The sequence below is a fragment of the Rasiella rasia genome (assembly GCF_011044175.1).
Taxonomy (GTDB): Bacteria; Bacteroidota; Bacteroidia; order Flavobacteriales; family Flavobacteriaceae; genus Marinirhabdus; species Marinirhabdus rasia.
Genome location: NZ_CP049057.1, coordinates 2,963,129 through 2,978,524 on the forward strand (window position 1 = coordinate 2,963,129; position 15,396 = coordinate 2,978,524).

At 38.5% G+C, this 15,396-nt stretch carries 17 protein-coding genes; 6 read left to right on the forward strand and 11 right to left on the reverse strand.

Features of this window, described 5'->3' with window-relative positions; genetic code table 11:
- Positions 1-2: 2 nt before the first annotated feature.
- From G5B37_RS13105 to G5B37_RS13125, 5 genes are all read left to right on the forward strand, one after another.
- Positions 3-761, forward strand: a complete 759-nt coding sequence (locus G5B37_RS13105; protein WP_164680477.1) for a carboxypeptidase-like regulatory domain-containing protein — start codon at positions 3-5, stop codon at positions 759-761.
- 53 nt (positions 762-814) lie between these two features.
- On the forward strand, positions 815-1,321 hold the full coding sequence (locus G5B37_RS13110; RefSeq protein ID WP_164680478.1) for a DUF6702 family protein: 507 nt from the start codon (positions 815-817) through the stop codon (positions 1,319-1,321).
- A 62-nt stretch (positions 1,322-1,383) separates the two neighbouring features.
- Positions 1,384-3,690, forward strand: a complete 2,307-nt coding sequence (locus G5B37_RS13115) for a M1 family metallopeptidase (RefSeq protein ID WP_164680479.1) — start codon at positions 1,384-1,386, stop codon at positions 3,688-3,690.
- A gap of 145 nt (positions 3,691-3,835) precedes the next feature.
- Positions 3,836-4,117, forward strand: a complete 282-nt coding sequence (locus G5B37_RS13120; protein WP_164680951.1) for a Sec-independent protein translocase subunit TatA/TatB — start codon at positions 3,836-3,838, stop codon at positions 4,115-4,117.
- Entirely contained in the window at positions 4,117-4,683 is a 567-nt protein-coding gene (locus tag G5B37_RS13125; protein WP_164680480.1) for a phosphatase PAP2 family protein, read from the forward strand. The genes G5B37_RS13120 and G5B37_RS13125 overlap by 1 nt, the downstream gene beginning before the upstream one ends.
- Positions 4,684-4,688: 5 nt before the next feature.
- Here the strand turns inward: G5B37_RS13125 and G5B37_RS13130 are convergent, their stop codons facing one another.
- The 11 genes from G5B37_RS13130 to G5B37_RS13175 form a co-directional block, all read right to left on the reverse strand.
- On the reverse strand, positions 4,689-5,330 hold the full coding sequence (locus G5B37_RS13130; protein ID WP_164680481.1) for an O-methyltransferase: 642 nt from the start codon (positions 5,328-5,330) through the stop codon (positions 4,689-4,691).
- On the reverse strand, positions 5,330-6,415 hold the full coding sequence (locus G5B37_RS13135) for an amidohydrolase family protein (protein ID WP_164680482.1): 1,086 nt from the start codon (positions 6,413-6,415) through the stop codon (positions 5,330-5,332). The genes G5B37_RS13130 and G5B37_RS13135 overlap by 1 nt, the downstream gene beginning before the upstream one ends.
- A gap of 182 nt (positions 6,416-6,597) precedes the next feature.
- The gene (locus tag G5B37_RS13140) at positions 6,598-7,383 is read right to left on the reverse strand and encodes an SDR family oxidoreductase (protein ID WP_164680483.1); all 786 of its coding nucleotides are present in this window, start codon (positions 7,381-7,383) and stop codon (positions 6,598-6,600) included.
- Positions 7,384-7,510: 127 nt separating this feature from the next.
- On the reverse strand, positions 7,511-8,974 hold the full coding sequence (locus tag G5B37_RS13145; RefSeq protein ID WP_164680484.1) for an aldehyde dehydrogenase: 1,464 nt from the start codon (positions 8,972-8,974) through the stop codon (positions 7,511-7,513).
- 5 nt (positions 8,975-8,979) lie between these two features.
- Positions 8,980-9,807 carry an alpha/beta hydrolase gene (locus G5B37_RS13150; protein WP_164680485.1) on the reverse strand — a complete coding sequence of 276 codons (828 nt, stop codon included), beginning with the start codon at positions 9,805-9,807 and terminating at the stop codon, positions 8,980-8,982.
- Between the two features lie 16 nt (positions 9,808-9,823).
- Positions 9,824-10,252: a RidA family protein gene (locus G5B37_RS13155; protein WP_164680486.1), complete on the reverse strand. Its 429-nt coding sequence runs from the start codon at positions 10,250-10,252 to the stop codon at positions 9,824-9,826.
- A gap of 120 nt (positions 10,253-10,372) precedes the next feature.
- On the reverse strand, positions 10,373-11,776 hold the full coding sequence (locus tag G5B37_RS13160) for an FAD-dependent oxidoreductase (protein ID WP_164680952.1): 1,404 nt from the start codon (positions 11,774-11,776) through the stop codon (positions 10,373-10,375).
- A gap of 93 nt (positions 11,777-11,869) precedes the next feature.
- On the reverse strand, positions 11,870-13,126 hold the full coding sequence (gene kynU / locus G5B37_RS13165; protein WP_164680487.1) for a kynureninase: 1,257 nt from the start codon (positions 13,124-13,126) through the stop codon (positions 11,870-11,872).
- Positions 13,126-13,818 (reverse strand): hypothetical protein, encoded by a 693-nt coding sequence (locus G5B37_RS13170; RefSeq protein WP_164680488.1) that lies wholly within the window; start codon positions 13,816-13,818, stop codon positions 13,126-13,128. The genes kynU and G5B37_RS13170 overlap by 1 nt, the downstream gene beginning before the upstream one ends.
- Before the next feature lie 209 nt (positions 13,819-14,027).
- Complete coding sequence (locus tag G5B37_RS15215) at positions 14,028-14,156, reverse strand: hypothetical protein (RefSeq protein WP_263649801.1); 129 nt, start codon at positions 14,154-14,156, stop codon at positions 14,028-14,030.
- A 39-nt stretch (positions 14,157-14,195) separates the two neighbouring features.
- Positions 14,196-14,354, reverse strand: coding sequence for a lmo0937 family membrane protein (locus tag G5B37_RS13175; protein WP_164680489.1), 159 nt, complete (start codon positions 14,352-14,354; stop codon positions 14,196-14,198).
- A 194-nt stretch (positions 14,355-14,548) separates the two neighbouring features.
- On the opposite strand from G5B37_RS13175, the gene G5B37_RS13180 reads away from it, so the two are divergent.
- Complete coding sequence (locus G5B37_RS13180) at positions 14,549-15,346, forward strand: class I SAM-dependent methyltransferase (protein ID WP_164680490.1); 798 nt, start codon at positions 14,549-14,551, stop codon at positions 15,344-15,346.
- Positions 15,347-15,396: the final 50 nt, after the last annotated feature.

Sequence of the window (15,396 nt, forward strand, 5' to 3'; positions counted from 1 at the left end):
CAGTGGCATTGTTACTACTTTTGGTGGTTCAGGTTGCTGGGCAAGAAGTATCATTGCAGGGTAAAATCACTAACTTAGAAGACATTGAAGGAATTCATGTGCTCAACACAACCTCTAGATATAATGCGGTTACAGATGCCTTCGGAAACTTTAGTATTACCGCAAAACCATTAGACACCTTACTATTTTCGTCAGTACATTACCTTCCAAAAAAAGTAGAAATTTCAGAAGAAATACAGGAGCGAGGAATTATAGTAATTACCTTAGAAAAATTAATTAACGAACTAGATGAGGTGTTTTTGGGTTCAAAATTAACAGGCGATTTAGATCAGGATATTAAAAACATTAATGTTAAGAAAACAATCAACTTTAAAGATGTAGGTATTCCTGGTTTTGAAGGTGAGCCAGAAGAAAAAATACCAACCGTAATAGGGCAAACTATAGGTCCAACGCATATTAATATCGATGCTTTATATAAGCATATTAGTGGCTACTATAAAAAATTGCGAATACAACGAAAATGGGAAGCAGAAAACCAAACAGTTGCAAGTATTTTATATAAATACGATGAAACTTTTTTTGAAAGAGCATACGGTATTCCGAAAGATAGAACCTACGATTTTTTACTTTTTTGTATTGAAACAAGTACCCTGCAAGCCGATTTTAGGAAACAAGGTCACGCTAGAGTCTTGGGAATATTTAAAAAACAAGCTGCGGTGTATTTAGAACGTATTGACTTGCCTTCAGAAAAAAAGGAATAATTGTTGTAACATTTCTGCCAAACCTCCGTCTTATATAACCTTATCTACGAAGTATGAAATTTTTGAAATATACCTTTCTGTTGCTGCTCTTTCCATTACTTACAGCATCTACTTCTCATAAATTTTACGTTAGTATAACCACTATAGAATACGCTCAAAAGGAGCAAAGTTTACAGATAATCACGAAAATTTTCTTAGACGACATTGAAGATGCCCTAGAAGCACGCTATGGCAAAAAATTTAGGTTTAATAGTACAAAAGAAACGGAAGCAGAAACAAAAGTTCTGAAAGATTATGTGTTTCAGAAATTTAAAGTAAATGTGAATGGATCGCCAGCCACCCTAAACTTCATAGGAAAAGAATACGATATCGATGTGGTTAAATGTTACATAGAGATACCCAATGTAACGCAACTTTCAACTATAGAAATCGAAAATAAAGTGTTGTTAGATATGTTCGACGAACAACAAAATATTATTCACGTAAAAAACAATAAAACGAGACGTAGTCTTGTACTCGAAAAAGAAAATCCTAAAGGATTGTTAAAGTTCGATGACTAGCAGGTCCAAGACCTTTATATCAAGTATTTTTAAACCAATCAAATAATTTAATTTTTACATTCATGAAATTAGTTAAATACCTTTCCTTGGTTGCATTATTCCTAAGTGCTGGAATGACATTTGCGCAAGACACCGAAAAGGAAGAACGCAAACCAGGACACTACAACAATAACCGTTTTAAGCAGCTGTACGAAGAGTTTTCTACACCTAACATGTATCGCTCTCCAAATGGTGCGCCAGGACCAAACTATTATCAGCAACAAGCAGATTATGTAATGAATTTGGTTTTAGATGATAAGAACTCAAAAATCTATGGTACTGAAACCATTACGTACAAAAATAATTCTCCAGACGAGTTAGAATATCTTTGGGTGCAATTAGACCAAAATGTACGTGCGAAAGATTCTCAAACACCTTTAATTGAACCAAGCGGAGCTGCACCGGCAGAAATGGCAGGAGCCTTTGTTGGAAAATATATGGGAGCAGGTTTTGACGGCGGATTTAAAATCGACTACGTTAAAGATAAAAATGGAAATCCGTTACCACACACTATTAACCGCACAATGATGCGTGTTGAAATGCCAAAGAACCTAAAAACAGGAGAGTCTTTTACATTCTCAATTAAGTGGTGGTATAATGTACCAGACCATACTGTAGACCGTGCACGTAGTGGGTATGAAGTTTTTGAAGATGGTAATAAAGGATACGTAATTGCGCAATTTTACCCACGTATGGCTGTCTATAGCGATGTAGAAGGATGGCAGAATAGCCAATTCTGGGGACGTGATGAATTTGCATTGCCTTTCGGCGACTTTGAAGTAAGCATTACAGTGCCAGCAGATCATATCTTGGATGCAACGGGAGAATTGTTAAACCGTAAGGAAGTATTCAGCAAAACTATGATGAACCGTTACGAGCAAGCAAAGAAATCGTATACCGAACCTGTACTAATTGTAACACAAGAAGAAGCCGAAGCTGCTTCTAAAGGATTTGCTACAGGAACTAAAACATGGAAGTTTAAAGCAGAAAATGTGCGTGACTACGGTTTTGCTACATCAAGACGTTTTATATGGGATATGATGGCTGTTAAAATTGGAAATCGCGATGTAATGGCAGTTTCTGTATATCCTCCAGAGGGAAATCCGTTATGGGAAGATTGGTCTACTAAAGTAGTTGCTAGTACACTAGAAACGTATTCTCGTATGGCGTTCGATTACCCGTACCACAAGGCAATTTCAGTACATGCAAAGAATCAAGGAATGGAATATCCAATGATTTGCTGGAACTATGGACGTCCAGATAAAGACGGGAATTACAGCGACCGAACTAAATACGGAATGTTTGGTGTTATTATTCACGAAGTTGGACATAACTACTACCCAATGATTGTAAATAGTGATGAGCGCCAATGGACTTGGATGGATGAAGGTATTAATACTTTTGTGCAGTATGTGGCAGAACAAGATTTTGGAGAAAAATATCCATCGGCAATCGCACCAAATAAAAAGTATCCATCGCGTCGCGGACCCGCTAAAAATATTGTTGGATATATGGGTGGAGATCAAGACAGAATTGCACCAATTATGACCAAAGGGTTAAACACCTATAGTTTTGGTGCTAATGCATACTCTAAACCAGCTACAGGTTTAAATATTTTACGTGAGACCATAATGGGACGCGAGTTATTCGACTACGCTTTTAAAACCTATTCGCAGCGTTGGATGTTTAAGCACCCAACACCAGAAGATTTTTTCCGTACTATGGAAGATGCTTCTGCGGTAGATTTAGATTGGTTCTGGAGAGCTTGGTTCTATACTACAGATTACACAGATATTGGTGTGAAAGAAGTAAAGAAATTTTATGTTACTAGTAAAATGAACAAGCAAGTACGCGAAATGATGGAAGCTCGTGGAATGTCAGAAAGCGATTTGCCACCATTGGTATATTTGGTAGAAGAGGGTAGTGAAGATTATGACGAGAGCATGAAAAACGCTACGTTGGATGATGTGTCTACACTTCAAGAATATATCATGGATAACGTTCCAGCGGCAGATAGAGCAAAAATGAAAAGTCCGAAGTATTTTTATGAAGTTACATTCGAAAAGCCAGGAGGAATTCCAATGCCAATTATTGCCGAAGTAACGTATAGCGACGGAACTGTAGAACGTTTTAAATATCCAGCGCAGATTTGGAGAAAGAACGATGCTGAGGTAGGTAAAGTAATTGCTTCAGAAAAGGAAATAACAAAAATTGTTGTCGATCCAGACGAAGAGACAGCCGATGTAGATACATCTAACAATTCTTGGCCAAAGCGCAAGAAGTTAGGGGAATTTAATAAATTTAAAAATGAAGTGAAAGGCGATAAATAGTCTTTTGCTGAACTAGAATAAATGCCCTTTTCACCTGTTCATATCGGGATTGAAAAGGGCTTTTCCTTTTCTAATAGTTGTTGAAATATTTCATAATTTGTAATTCCGAATTCTGAATTGAAAAAAGTATCTTTGCCATATGAAAATGGTAGTCCTTCCTTTATTCATTAGTGGCGGCGAAATAGCGTTTATTCTATTTATCGTACTCATGGTCTTTGGCGCAGATAAAGTGCCAGAAATTGCTCGTGGACTAGGTAAAGGGATGAGGCAAATTAAAGACGCTACCAACGATATCAAATCTGAAATCACCAAAAGCGCAGAACAGCATGGTGTTGATATCGATATAACTAAAGATGTTCGCAAAGAAATTGACAAGGTCAAGGAGGATGTAAGCGACATAACAGGTCCAATAAAGCGGAAATTTTAATGCTTGAAACGTTAAAGAACTGGGATAGAGAGCTGTTTGTTTGGCTCAATAACCTAGGTATTGAAACTTGCGATAGCTTTTGGATATTTGTTACCCAAATAGAAAGTTGGATTCCCTTATTTATTTTCTTTTTTGCTATAATTTTTGTGAAGTACGGACTTAGAAAAGGTCTGATCGTCCTGTTTTTTACTGTTCTATCGTTTACCGTTACCATAACCTTTACAAACCTAGTGAAAGACTACGTTGCTCGATTGCGACCCAACAATGTTGAAGAACTTACTAACCTTATAAGGGTTTTACAAAAGCCAACAAACTATAGTTTTTTCTCTGGCCATGCATCCTCTAGTTTTGCTGTTACCACCTTTGTAGTATTGGTAATTAGGAAATTCTCAAAATGGATATATCTAGCTTTTCTCTGGCCTATTTTATTTGTAATAAGTAGAGTCTACGTAGGTGTTCACTATCCTAGTGATCTTTTGGTAGGAGCAGTTGTTGGTACAACAATTGCTTTTATAATGCATGCTATCTGTAAAGCCTTGCTTGCAAAAGTACCTATTCAGCAATAATGCCATTATTTCACCCTAGAAATTGTAAGTCCGTCTCTAATTGGTAGGAGAACGGTTTCTAATTTAGGATGCTCGTTAAGAAGTTTGTTATAACGTAAGAGCGCAACGGTATCTACATCATCGTCGGCAACTTTTTCAACAACCTTGCCACTCCACAATACATTATCACTTAAAATCACAGCCCCTGATGGTAATGTGGGTAGTAGGAGTTCTAGATAATTCGGATAGTTTCTTTTATCGGCATCTATAAAAACCAGATCAAAAGATTGGGGCAATGTTGGAATAATAGCTAGTGCATTTCCTGTGTGTTGTATAATTTGGTCTCCATATCCTGACTTGTCAAAATACTTTCGTTGAAAAGTATGTAATTCTTCATTAATATCAATCGTATGAAGTTCTCCTTCAGAATCGAGCCCTTCAGCTAAACACAGAGCAGAATAACCTGTATACGTGCCAATTTCTAAAACGTTCTTTGGTCTTATTAACTTAGAAACCATACTTAATACACGTCCTTGAAAATGCCCACTTAACATTCGAGGTGCTAAAACCTTTTGCCAAGTCTCGCGTGTTAATTCCTGTAGAAGTTCAGGTTCGGCCTGAGAGTGTGCAATAACATATTCGTCTATCTTTTCAGGTAGAAAATCCATTAGCTTAAAATTCTCTTAATCAATTTTTCCTTTGCTGCTTCATCATCACCACACAACCATTGTAGTACGTTGTCTTCCCACATAAGAGCTGCATCGGCTTCAGTTATAATTTCTCGGTCTTTGGCTAAGTCTAAGATTTTTCCAGGATACGACGATTGCATTTCACTTTCCATTTCTCCCAACGGATAGGGGTCGTCAAGACCCACTAAAACTTGCTGTACTCCTTGATTTTTAACGAGTAATTCTAAAGAACCAGTGTCATGCACCAAAGTGTCGAAAAAGATATTTTTATGACCTACTGCTTTTCTTGGGTGAACTTTGCCCTCAAACAAATCTGGTCTACCATCAAAACCTTGTATTCGCCTACCTAAATTCATTTGTGCTAATTGTCCGCCATGTGCAAAACAGGTGCGCATTCCGGGGTATTTATCTGCATAGCCATTAAGCGTCAAAAAATGATAGGCATCTGCACACTGCGCCAGCATCCAGATAAGATGAAAACGCCATGCCGTATTCTGAAGCTTAATAAACTTTTCACCGTCATACGGATGAATTTCTACTGCTAAATTGTATTTGCTAGCGAGTTCAAAGATGGGTTCATTTTCTTCGTCAAATATACAACGCCACGTTCCAATGGTATCCATATAGTGTGTTGGTAAACACAATAACTGCATGCCTAAAACTTCAACACAACGCTCTATTTCCCAAAGCGCACCTCGAATAAAACCAGGATGTATAACAAAACCACACGTAAATTTTGAGGGGTTTTCTTTCTGTATGCGTGCATTAAAATCGTTCTGAAATCGCAATGCTTGCTTCATTTCTTCCAATCGCAGCCCATTTCCGTAGAGTTGTGAGAGGTTGAGCACCACAGCATGGTCAATTTTGTATTTTTCCATCCATGCCAATTTCTCATCGAGAAAAAAACTAGAGTCTGTTACCGGGCGACTCCAATCTTTTTGAAGCATAAATTTTCGGTCTTTATCTACCCAAAAAATCCCCTTATCGTGCATAAATTGCGGTATATCTTCTGGGTAAGGTAGCAAATGCGAATGACCATTAATACGTAGCTTTTTTCGTGACATAATTTTATTGTTAGTTTGGCGTGCCCCGCCACGGCGGGTCGGGCTTTCACGGGTACACGCTTTCCTGGCTTCTGCCAGCCGCAGCGGGGTACCTTCGCTCTATCCCTGCCCGAAAATTAATCTGACTTTATACGCGAAAGCACAATTGTACTTAGTGTATACCTCAGGTATTGTTTATAAAGTTACAAACTTTTGGTTCTCCCACCATCTACGGGAAGGTTAATACCATTAATATAACTTGCAGCTTCCGTGGCTAAAAAAGCTACCGCATTGGCGATTTCACCAGGCTGTGCAAAACGCCTTGCAGGAACCAGGCTTTGCATCCACTTAGATGCTTCTGCCTTCGATTTTCCAGTGCGTTCTGAAGCTTTGTCAATAATATCATCTAATCTATCTGTGGCTGTAAAACCTGGCAAAACATTATTCACGGTAATTCCGTATTGGCCTAATTCATTTGCCAATGTCTTACTCCAGCTTGCAACTGCACCTCTAATGGTATTGCTAACCCCCAGCCCGTCTATAGGCTGCTTAACTGAAGTTGAAATAATATTAATAATACGTCCGTAATCTGCTTCTTTCATACCAGGTACCAAGGCTTGTACTAATATCTGATTACACTCAAGGTGCATAGAAAAAGCCTTAATAAATTCTGAAGTATCTGCCGAAAAAATAGGTCCTCCTTTGGGTCCTCCTGTGTTGTTTACCAAAATATGCCATATCTTACGTTCTTTAGCCACAGCAACTTTTTCTCGTACTTCGTCAGGCTTGGTGAAATCGGCAACAAAATAATTGTGTTTCTGCCCCTGCTCATGGTGCAATTCTATTAAAGTTTCCTTTAGTTTTTCTTCGTTACGAGCTACTAAAGTAACAGTAGCTCCCATCTTAGCCAATTGCTTAGCAACCGCTTTACCTATGCCTGCAGTGCTTCCGCAGACCAGCGCATTTTTATTCGTTAAATCTATATTCATCTTTTTTCTTGTGTGGTCGAGCGCAGGTAAGACCTAATTTAAATATATTGTTTTAGTAGAACCCTCGACTGCGCTCGAGGGTATGTGTACTATGTAATCTAATAATTCATAACAAACTACCAAAGGTTTAAGGGTTATTTGGCAAATCAGTATACGTAATACAAACGTTTTTAGGCTCGGTAAAAAAGCGCAAGGCTTCAAATCCGCCCTCTCGTCCAACTCCGCTATTTTTAACCCCGCCGAAAGGCGTACGTAAATCACGATTTAGCCAAGTGTTTACCCAAACAATTCCTGCTTCTAACTGTTTAGAAACTCGCATGGTTCTGTTCAAGTCTTGTGTCCAAACAGTAGCAGAGAGTCCGTATTGCACATCGTTAGCCATTTGTATTGCTTCGGTTTCGTCTTTAAAGCTTACAATAGTAACTACAGGGCCAAAAACTTCTTCTTGTTGTATTCGGCATTTATTATCGTCTATTTCAATAACGGTTGGTTGTAAATAATACCCTTGTTCATGTCCGGGTACCGAGACTTTGTTTCCTCCAAATAACACGGTGCCTCCTTCATTTTTAGCAATTTCAATATAGTTCTCTACCTTTTCCATATGTGCTTGGGAAACCAGTGCGCCTAAATTCGTGTCATTGTCAGACGGATTTCCAACTTTTAGTTCTGACACTTTAGCTACAAAATCTTTCTTAAAGGTTTCGGCTATAGACTCTTCTACATAAATTCTACTTCCACAGAGGCAAATTTGCCCTTGATTAGCAAAAGAAGATTTTACTGTTACCGAAAGCATTTTTTCATAATTACAATCTGCAAAAATCAGGTTCGGATTTTTACCCCCTAGTTCTAACGATAACTTTTTAAACATAGGTGCAGCCGTTCTGGCTATATGTTCTCCTGTGGTAGTGCCACCTGTAAAGCTAATCGCTTTTATATTTGGATGCGCTACAATAGCTTGCCCCGCTTCAGGACCAGTACCATGAACAATGTTTAAAACTCCTTTGGGTAGTCCAGCTTCAGATAACAATTCGCCTAATAAATAGGCAGTCATTGGTGTTACTTCACTTGGTTTTGCCACCACACAATTTCCGGCTGCAATGGCCGGAGCTACTTTCCAGGTAAAGAGATAGAGGGGAAGGTTCCATGGAGAAATACATCCAACTACACCAATAGGTTGGCGTAATGTAAAATTCATCGTGTTTCTTCCAACACTTTCATGGGCTTCACTAGCAAATTGCGTAATTGCATTGCCAAAAAACCTAAAATTTGCACTTGCTCTAGGAATGTCTACTGCCTTAGCAAGCGATACGGGTTTGCCATTATCTAAACTTTCGGCTGCTGCCAAACGATCTAAATTGGCTTCAATTAAATCTGCAATACGCAGCATAATTTTACTGCGAGTTTCAATTGGGGTGGTACTCCAAGATGGAAAAGCTTCTTTCGCTGCAACATAAGCGTGTTCAATATCCTTCGGAGTGCTTTTCGCAATCTGCGAATAGATGTTACCAGTACTTGGGTTAAAGTTGTCTAACCATTCTCCAGAAGTAGGATCTTGATAGGTACCGTCTATGTAGTTGAGAATTTTTTTCATAAATGTTACTTCTTGGTTTCGTTCTCAAATAATTTTTCGAAGGCATTGTACACCGCTAAATGCAATGCGTCTCCATGGTCTTGCGCCTCGAGAAAATGATAAAAAACCTTGTTCTTAGTATCCTTTGAAGCCGCTAAGAGTTTATAATACAAGTTAATTGCTCCTGTTTGCATGGTTGGTCCCTCGGTACCACCGGCAATATAAACTTGTTTTGGCGCCCAAGTTTTTGTTGCCTCTTGCTTCAAAATCGATTCGTTATCCCACCAGGTACTCGGACTTACAATAATGTAATTGTTAAACAGGCTTGGTTTTTTTAGTAAAATTTCCGCAGCTAGTAATCCGCCTAGAGACTGGCCAATAATTGTTTTTTCTTCGGAAACTTTATAGCGTGAAGCGATAAACGGTTGTAATTCACGTTCTAAAAATTGAATAAATTTTTCAGACCCTCCGCTAGTTGGAAATTCTTCTTGGTCTAGTTTTACGGTAGAAGGAAATGTAAAATCTCTTTTTCTATCTATATTGGAAATACCTACTACAATAGATTCTGGGAGCATATTAATCCACGAGAAAGACCCAAATTGAACAAGTCCGGCAATGTGAATAAAATCTTCATCTGCAGAACCGTCTAGAAGGTAAATAATAGGATATTTTTTTTTGCTCTCGTCATATCCCCTAGGAAGATAGATGTTGAGAGTTCTATTTTCTTGTAAAATTTCAGACTGCACTGAGACCGTTTCTCCAATGGTAAAAGGTATAGCCTTAGATGAGGTGCTATTTTGAGAACAAACAACACCAACTATTAATAAAAAGAACAATAAACTAAATTGTCTCATAGCGATTCTTATGTTTTTAACCCCCAAGAGGTTTATAAGCTGTGACCTTAATTTCTACAACCAGATGTGGGTGGGGTAGTTGGTGAACTGCAACTGTTGTTCGGGTTGGACCTGTTTCTTTGCTAAAAAATTCGCCGTAAACTTGATTGTAGCCTCCAAAATCATTCATGTTTACTAAAAAACTCGATACGTCTACGACATCTGCCATGGTTGCATTCTCTGTTGCTAAGACATCTTTGATGTTGTTTAATACAGCGCGGGTTTGTTCTTTTATATCAAGAAAAATTGTGCCCATTTCGTCGATTTTGTTGGCGCCTGTAATGGTATTGTCGGGTAATCGTGAACTCGTTCCGCTGACAAATAAAAAATCTCCTGCTCGTTTTATATGGGGGTATGCGCCCCGAGGTGTTGCTTTTCCTTCTACTAATTTACTCTTGTTTGTCATGGGGTGTATGGTCGAGCGCAGTTGAGACCTTCATTTAGTTATCTCAGTTTTCATGAACCACTCGACTGCGCTCGAGGGAACATCTACTTACCTTTTACTGCTATAGTTAGCCTCTTGGCATTATCCAAATGCAATAGCATCATCATGTAAGATTGCTTCTGTTTCTTTTTGTGTCATGGTTAATTTTTCACGAAGACTCATCTCTTCTGTTAATTTACCATCGGCAATTAAATTTAAAATAGCCTTATCCTGAGCCCGTCCTTTTTTTAGTGCTTCAGAATATGTGATGCTTTCATTAAAGGTAACTAAGGAGTATTTGCTATAGTATTCTTGCGGAAATTCGGCTTCAAAAGCAGTTTCTAATTTTCTCTTTTTCTGAAATAAGGTACTAGCAGTATGTTCTTTCATTTCGTGAAAATTATCTACTGCCAGGTCTGCAATGGCATCTGTATCCTTCTTTCTAGCTTCTTCATAGGCGTGAAAAACTGCTTTCCAATCGGTACTTTCGTTTTCTAACGTATCTAGCACCTCGTTAAATACAACAACATCTTCAAAACTTGCATTCATACCTTGACCGTAAAATGGAACAATGGCATGCGCGGCATCTCCAAGTAACAGCGTTTTTCCGTAGCAGTTCCAAGGAGAACACTTTATAGTACCTAAAGGGCCCGTTGGATTTTCAAAAAATTCTGTGACCAGATTAGGCATTAGGGCAATGGCATCTGGATATTCTTTGCTGAAATATTCTGTCACCATCTCTGGAGTAGTTAAATTATCGAAGCAATAGTCGCTATTGGCGTAAGGCAGGAATAAGGTGACGGTAAAACTGCCATCTAAATTTGGTAGTGCAATTAGCATGTCTTCGCCACGTGGCCAGATATGAAGTGCATTCATAGTTGTTCGATACCCACCACCGTCTGCAGCTGGTATGGTGATTTCTTTATACCCATGGGTGAGCCATTCTTGAGAAAAACTAAACAGGAACTTTTTATGGTTAAACATACTTTTACGAACCACAGACCCTGCGCCATCGGTACCTAGAACAATATCTCCTTGAAAGGTCACATCTTCTCCTGTTGTATAGTCCTTGAATGTGGCAGACGCGCTCTCTAAATCTACAGATTTACAGCCTTTGTTAAAGATAATTTCAACATTAGGCATTTTTTCAGCTTCGTCTAACAAGAGCATGTTTAATCCAGGACGCGAGATAGAATTGATATATTCGTTTTCTCTGCCGCTATATTTACTTAAAAAAGTATTTCCTTCTTTGTCATGAATCATGCGTCCCAACATTGGAATACACAATTTTTTTGCAGCTTCTTCAACACCTGCGAGTCTTAGCCCTTTGAGCCCACGATCACTTAGTGCTAAGTTAATGGAACGTCCTGCGTCTTGGAGTTGTTTTCGTAAGTCTGGGCGTTTTTCAACAAGGGTTACTGTATAGCCTCGCTGCGCCATTCTTAATGCTAAGAGGCTTCCGCAGAGCCCTGCACCAATAATTAGTATGTTTTGATCTTTATTCAACATAGTTGTTTGGTCTAGCGCAGTCGAGACCTTAATTTATGTTATCTCAGTTTTCTTAAACCACTCGACTGCGCTCGAGGGAACTTTGTTGTTTTATAAAACCTTCTTTAATCGCTGTACAAATTCAAAAACATCTTCAAAGCTGTTGTAGAGCGGTGCTGGAGCTACGCGAATTACATCGGGTTCGCGCCAATCACTAATTACTCCGGTTTTTGTAAGCTTTGTATGTGTCTCTTTGTTTGCACTTTTTAATTGAATACTTAACTGACACCCGCGTTCTTCTGGATTACTTGGGGTAATGATATTAATAGCATCATTTTCTAGGTCATGCAACAAAAACTCTAGGTAGCCCGTAAGCTTTATCGATTTCTTACGTAGCTTATTAAATCCAGCATCTGCAAATACAGCTAAACTGGCTCTAATAGCAGCCATACTTAAGATAGGCGGATTGCTTAATTGCCAACCTTCGGCACCTTGTAGTGCGTCAAACTCATGGCGCATATTGAAACGCGTCTCTTTGTTATGTCCCCACCAGCCGGTAAACCGGTTTAATTTGTCGTTGTTTGCATGGCGCTCATGCACAAAACAACCACCCAGACTTCCTGGTCCGCTGTTTAAGTATTTATAGCTACACCAGACAGCGAAATCTGCTCCTGTTTCGTGCAGTTTTGGCTCAATATTACCAGCGCCGTGTGCCAAATCGAATCCAACTTTGCAGCCATACTTATGGCCGAGTTCTGTAATTTTTTTTAGTGGAAAATGCTGTCCGCTATAGTAATTGGTACTTCCAATCATTAATAAGGCCACTTGATCTCCCTGTTCTGCCATGATTTGTTCTAAATCTTCAAAACGGCAAAGGTCTTCTCCCGCTCTGGGTTTCCATAGAATAAGTCCGTCTGATGGATCGAACCCATGGAATTTCAACTGACTTTCAACAGCGTATTTGTCGCTTGGAAATGCATCGCTTTCCACGATGATTTTGTATTTGGAGGGGGTGGGCTGATAAAAACTTACCATCATTAAGTGTAAGTTAGTGGTAAGGGTGTTCATCATTACTACTTCACTAGGTTTTGCACCTACGATAGATGCCATGGTTTCGGTGAGAAATTCGTGATAAGGAAGCCATGGATTTTCAGCATCTGTATGACCTTCAACTCCATGTTTTGCCCAATCATTTAATTCTTGTTGGATATACTCTTGTGTTAATTTAGGTTGCAACCCTAGAGAATTTCCGCAGAGATAAATCAGATTATTGCCTTGTGTGTCTTTTGGTAAAAGAAACTCCTCCCTAAAGTGTTTTAACGGGTCCTCGGCGTCACATTGTTGTGCAAATTGAAGCGTATGCTGCATTATTTTTTTACTGAAATGTTAGTGAAATATAATTTGAAACCGCCAGTGCTGTCTTGATGCATTGTAGCAAGCTTCAAACCGTTAAAATCTTTGTAATCTTCAAAAGTTGTTATCATTGAAGGCTCGTTACTATTTCCTTCTCTAAAAATCCATTCTTGAACCATGAAGTTGTCGTCATAGAAAAAATCGTACGCATCTCCAGGGGTATAACCACCTTCGTCACCATAAGTAATAGTAAGTTTGTTAAGAGTGTCCTGCGAGATAGGAGCTAGGGCTTTCTCTGTTTCAGAAATGTTTGTTCCCTCGTCCCACACTAATTTATAGGGAGCTAATAACCAATAACTATCATTAATAAAGCCGCCATCGGTTTTCATGCTTGTGCTATCCATTTCTTTTCGGTTGTATGAAATAGTATCGGTAGCAGTTTTCAAGGTAACATCATGCGACTTAGGACTCCAAATCCAAGAACGCTCGAAGTGTTTTTCTCCTCGATCTACATTAAAGGTAAAACTAATCTCGGAGACATCTTTCCAGTACAACAGTCCGTTTTTATGTGCTATAATTTCAGCGGTGGATAGTACTGGATTTGCATCATGGTCTGGTATAAACTCTAGTCTATCATTGTTTTTAGCTGTGTCATTGCAGCTAAAAAGGGTGCTAATACACATTATTAAGAGAAGAGTTCTGGTCATAATGGTTGGTTTTATGTAAAAATAAGGAAAGTATTTTTGCGCACATAATTTTCGTTGGGTTATTGAAAGGAAAAAGCACAAGAATACCTTTAGTCAGTAGCTCATTTAACATATAATGTCTGTATGCGAACCTACATTGTGAAGGTGGTAAAAACAAAGCCCTCCTAAATCATATAATTTAGGAGGGCTATACTTAAAAAACGCAACGTTTAATCTACTGCATCTTCAACGTCATCTACAACTTTTTCTACAGTCGATTTTTCTCTACAACTTATCATAGAAGTTGCTGTTGCTGTTAATAATCCTGCTGCTAATAAAAATGTGAATACTTTTTTCATGTTATGGTTTTTGTGTTAATTAACAAATGTGTTGCTGTTTTATGGCCTACGCCCTGTAGCCAATCGATATAGAATTCCGATAACGGCTAATACTAATAGTATATGAATTAAACTACCTACCGCTTCTCCAAATCCGAAATACCCTACAAGCCAACCGATGATTAGAATGACTACAATAAGCCAGATTATGTCTCTCATGATTTTAGTTTTAATGGTTATATGTTATTAAAGATACATGAAGTTACTGCGAAACAATATTCTTTAACCCAGTGTTAACCTAGTTTGTTAAAGAGGTGCTAATGTACGATTGTATATTTTCTGAAACTCTAGCTTTGTACCTCGTTAGAATAGAAAAATTTAACTTCTTATCTTTATAAGATATTTTAAGCATCATGAACTACCAAAAAGAATTTGAGACCAATAGAGAAACTTGGAATAAGAAAGTAGCAATTCACGCACAAAGCACGTTTTATGATATAGACGCTTTTAAGAAAGGAAAATCTAGTTTAAATAAGTATGAACTAGAAGCGCTAGGAGATGTTTCAGGAAAGAGCTTGCTGCATTTGCAATGTCATTTTGGCCAAGACACCCTTAGCTGGAGTAGGATGGGGGCTAAGTGTACCGGAGTCGATATTTCAGAAGAGGGCATAAAATTGGCAAAAGCGCTCGCACAGGAGTTAAAGGAGGACGCAACGTTTGTATGTTGTAATGTATTAGACACTTCGGCACATATTTCTGAGTCTTTCGACATTGTAATTACAAGTTATGGCACCATAGGTTGGTTGCCCGATCTTGCTCCATGGGCTCAAATGATTGCTGAAAGGTTAAAACCTGGAGGCATATTTTATATAGTAGAGTTTCACCCAATAGCCTGGATGTATGACTATACGGTTTCTCCGCCAGAACTCAAGTATGGCTATCAACAAAAGGAAACTATTTATGATGAGTACCAAGGTACATATGCAGATGAAACTGCCAATATAATTAGTAAAGAATATGGCTGGAATCATAGCCTAGGCGAAGTAGTAACAAGTCTTGCTAATGCTGGGCTCACTATAGAGTTTTTAAAAGAACACGAAGCATCTCCTTACAACGTGTTTCCTGATTTAGTAAAGAATGCCGAAAATTTATATGAAGTACCAAACGGGCGCTACCCACTATTGTTTGAGGTAAAAGCAAAGAAGAATTAAATGAAGAATTATTTCGGCAAATGCATCGGTAAAATAATAATGTAAGAACT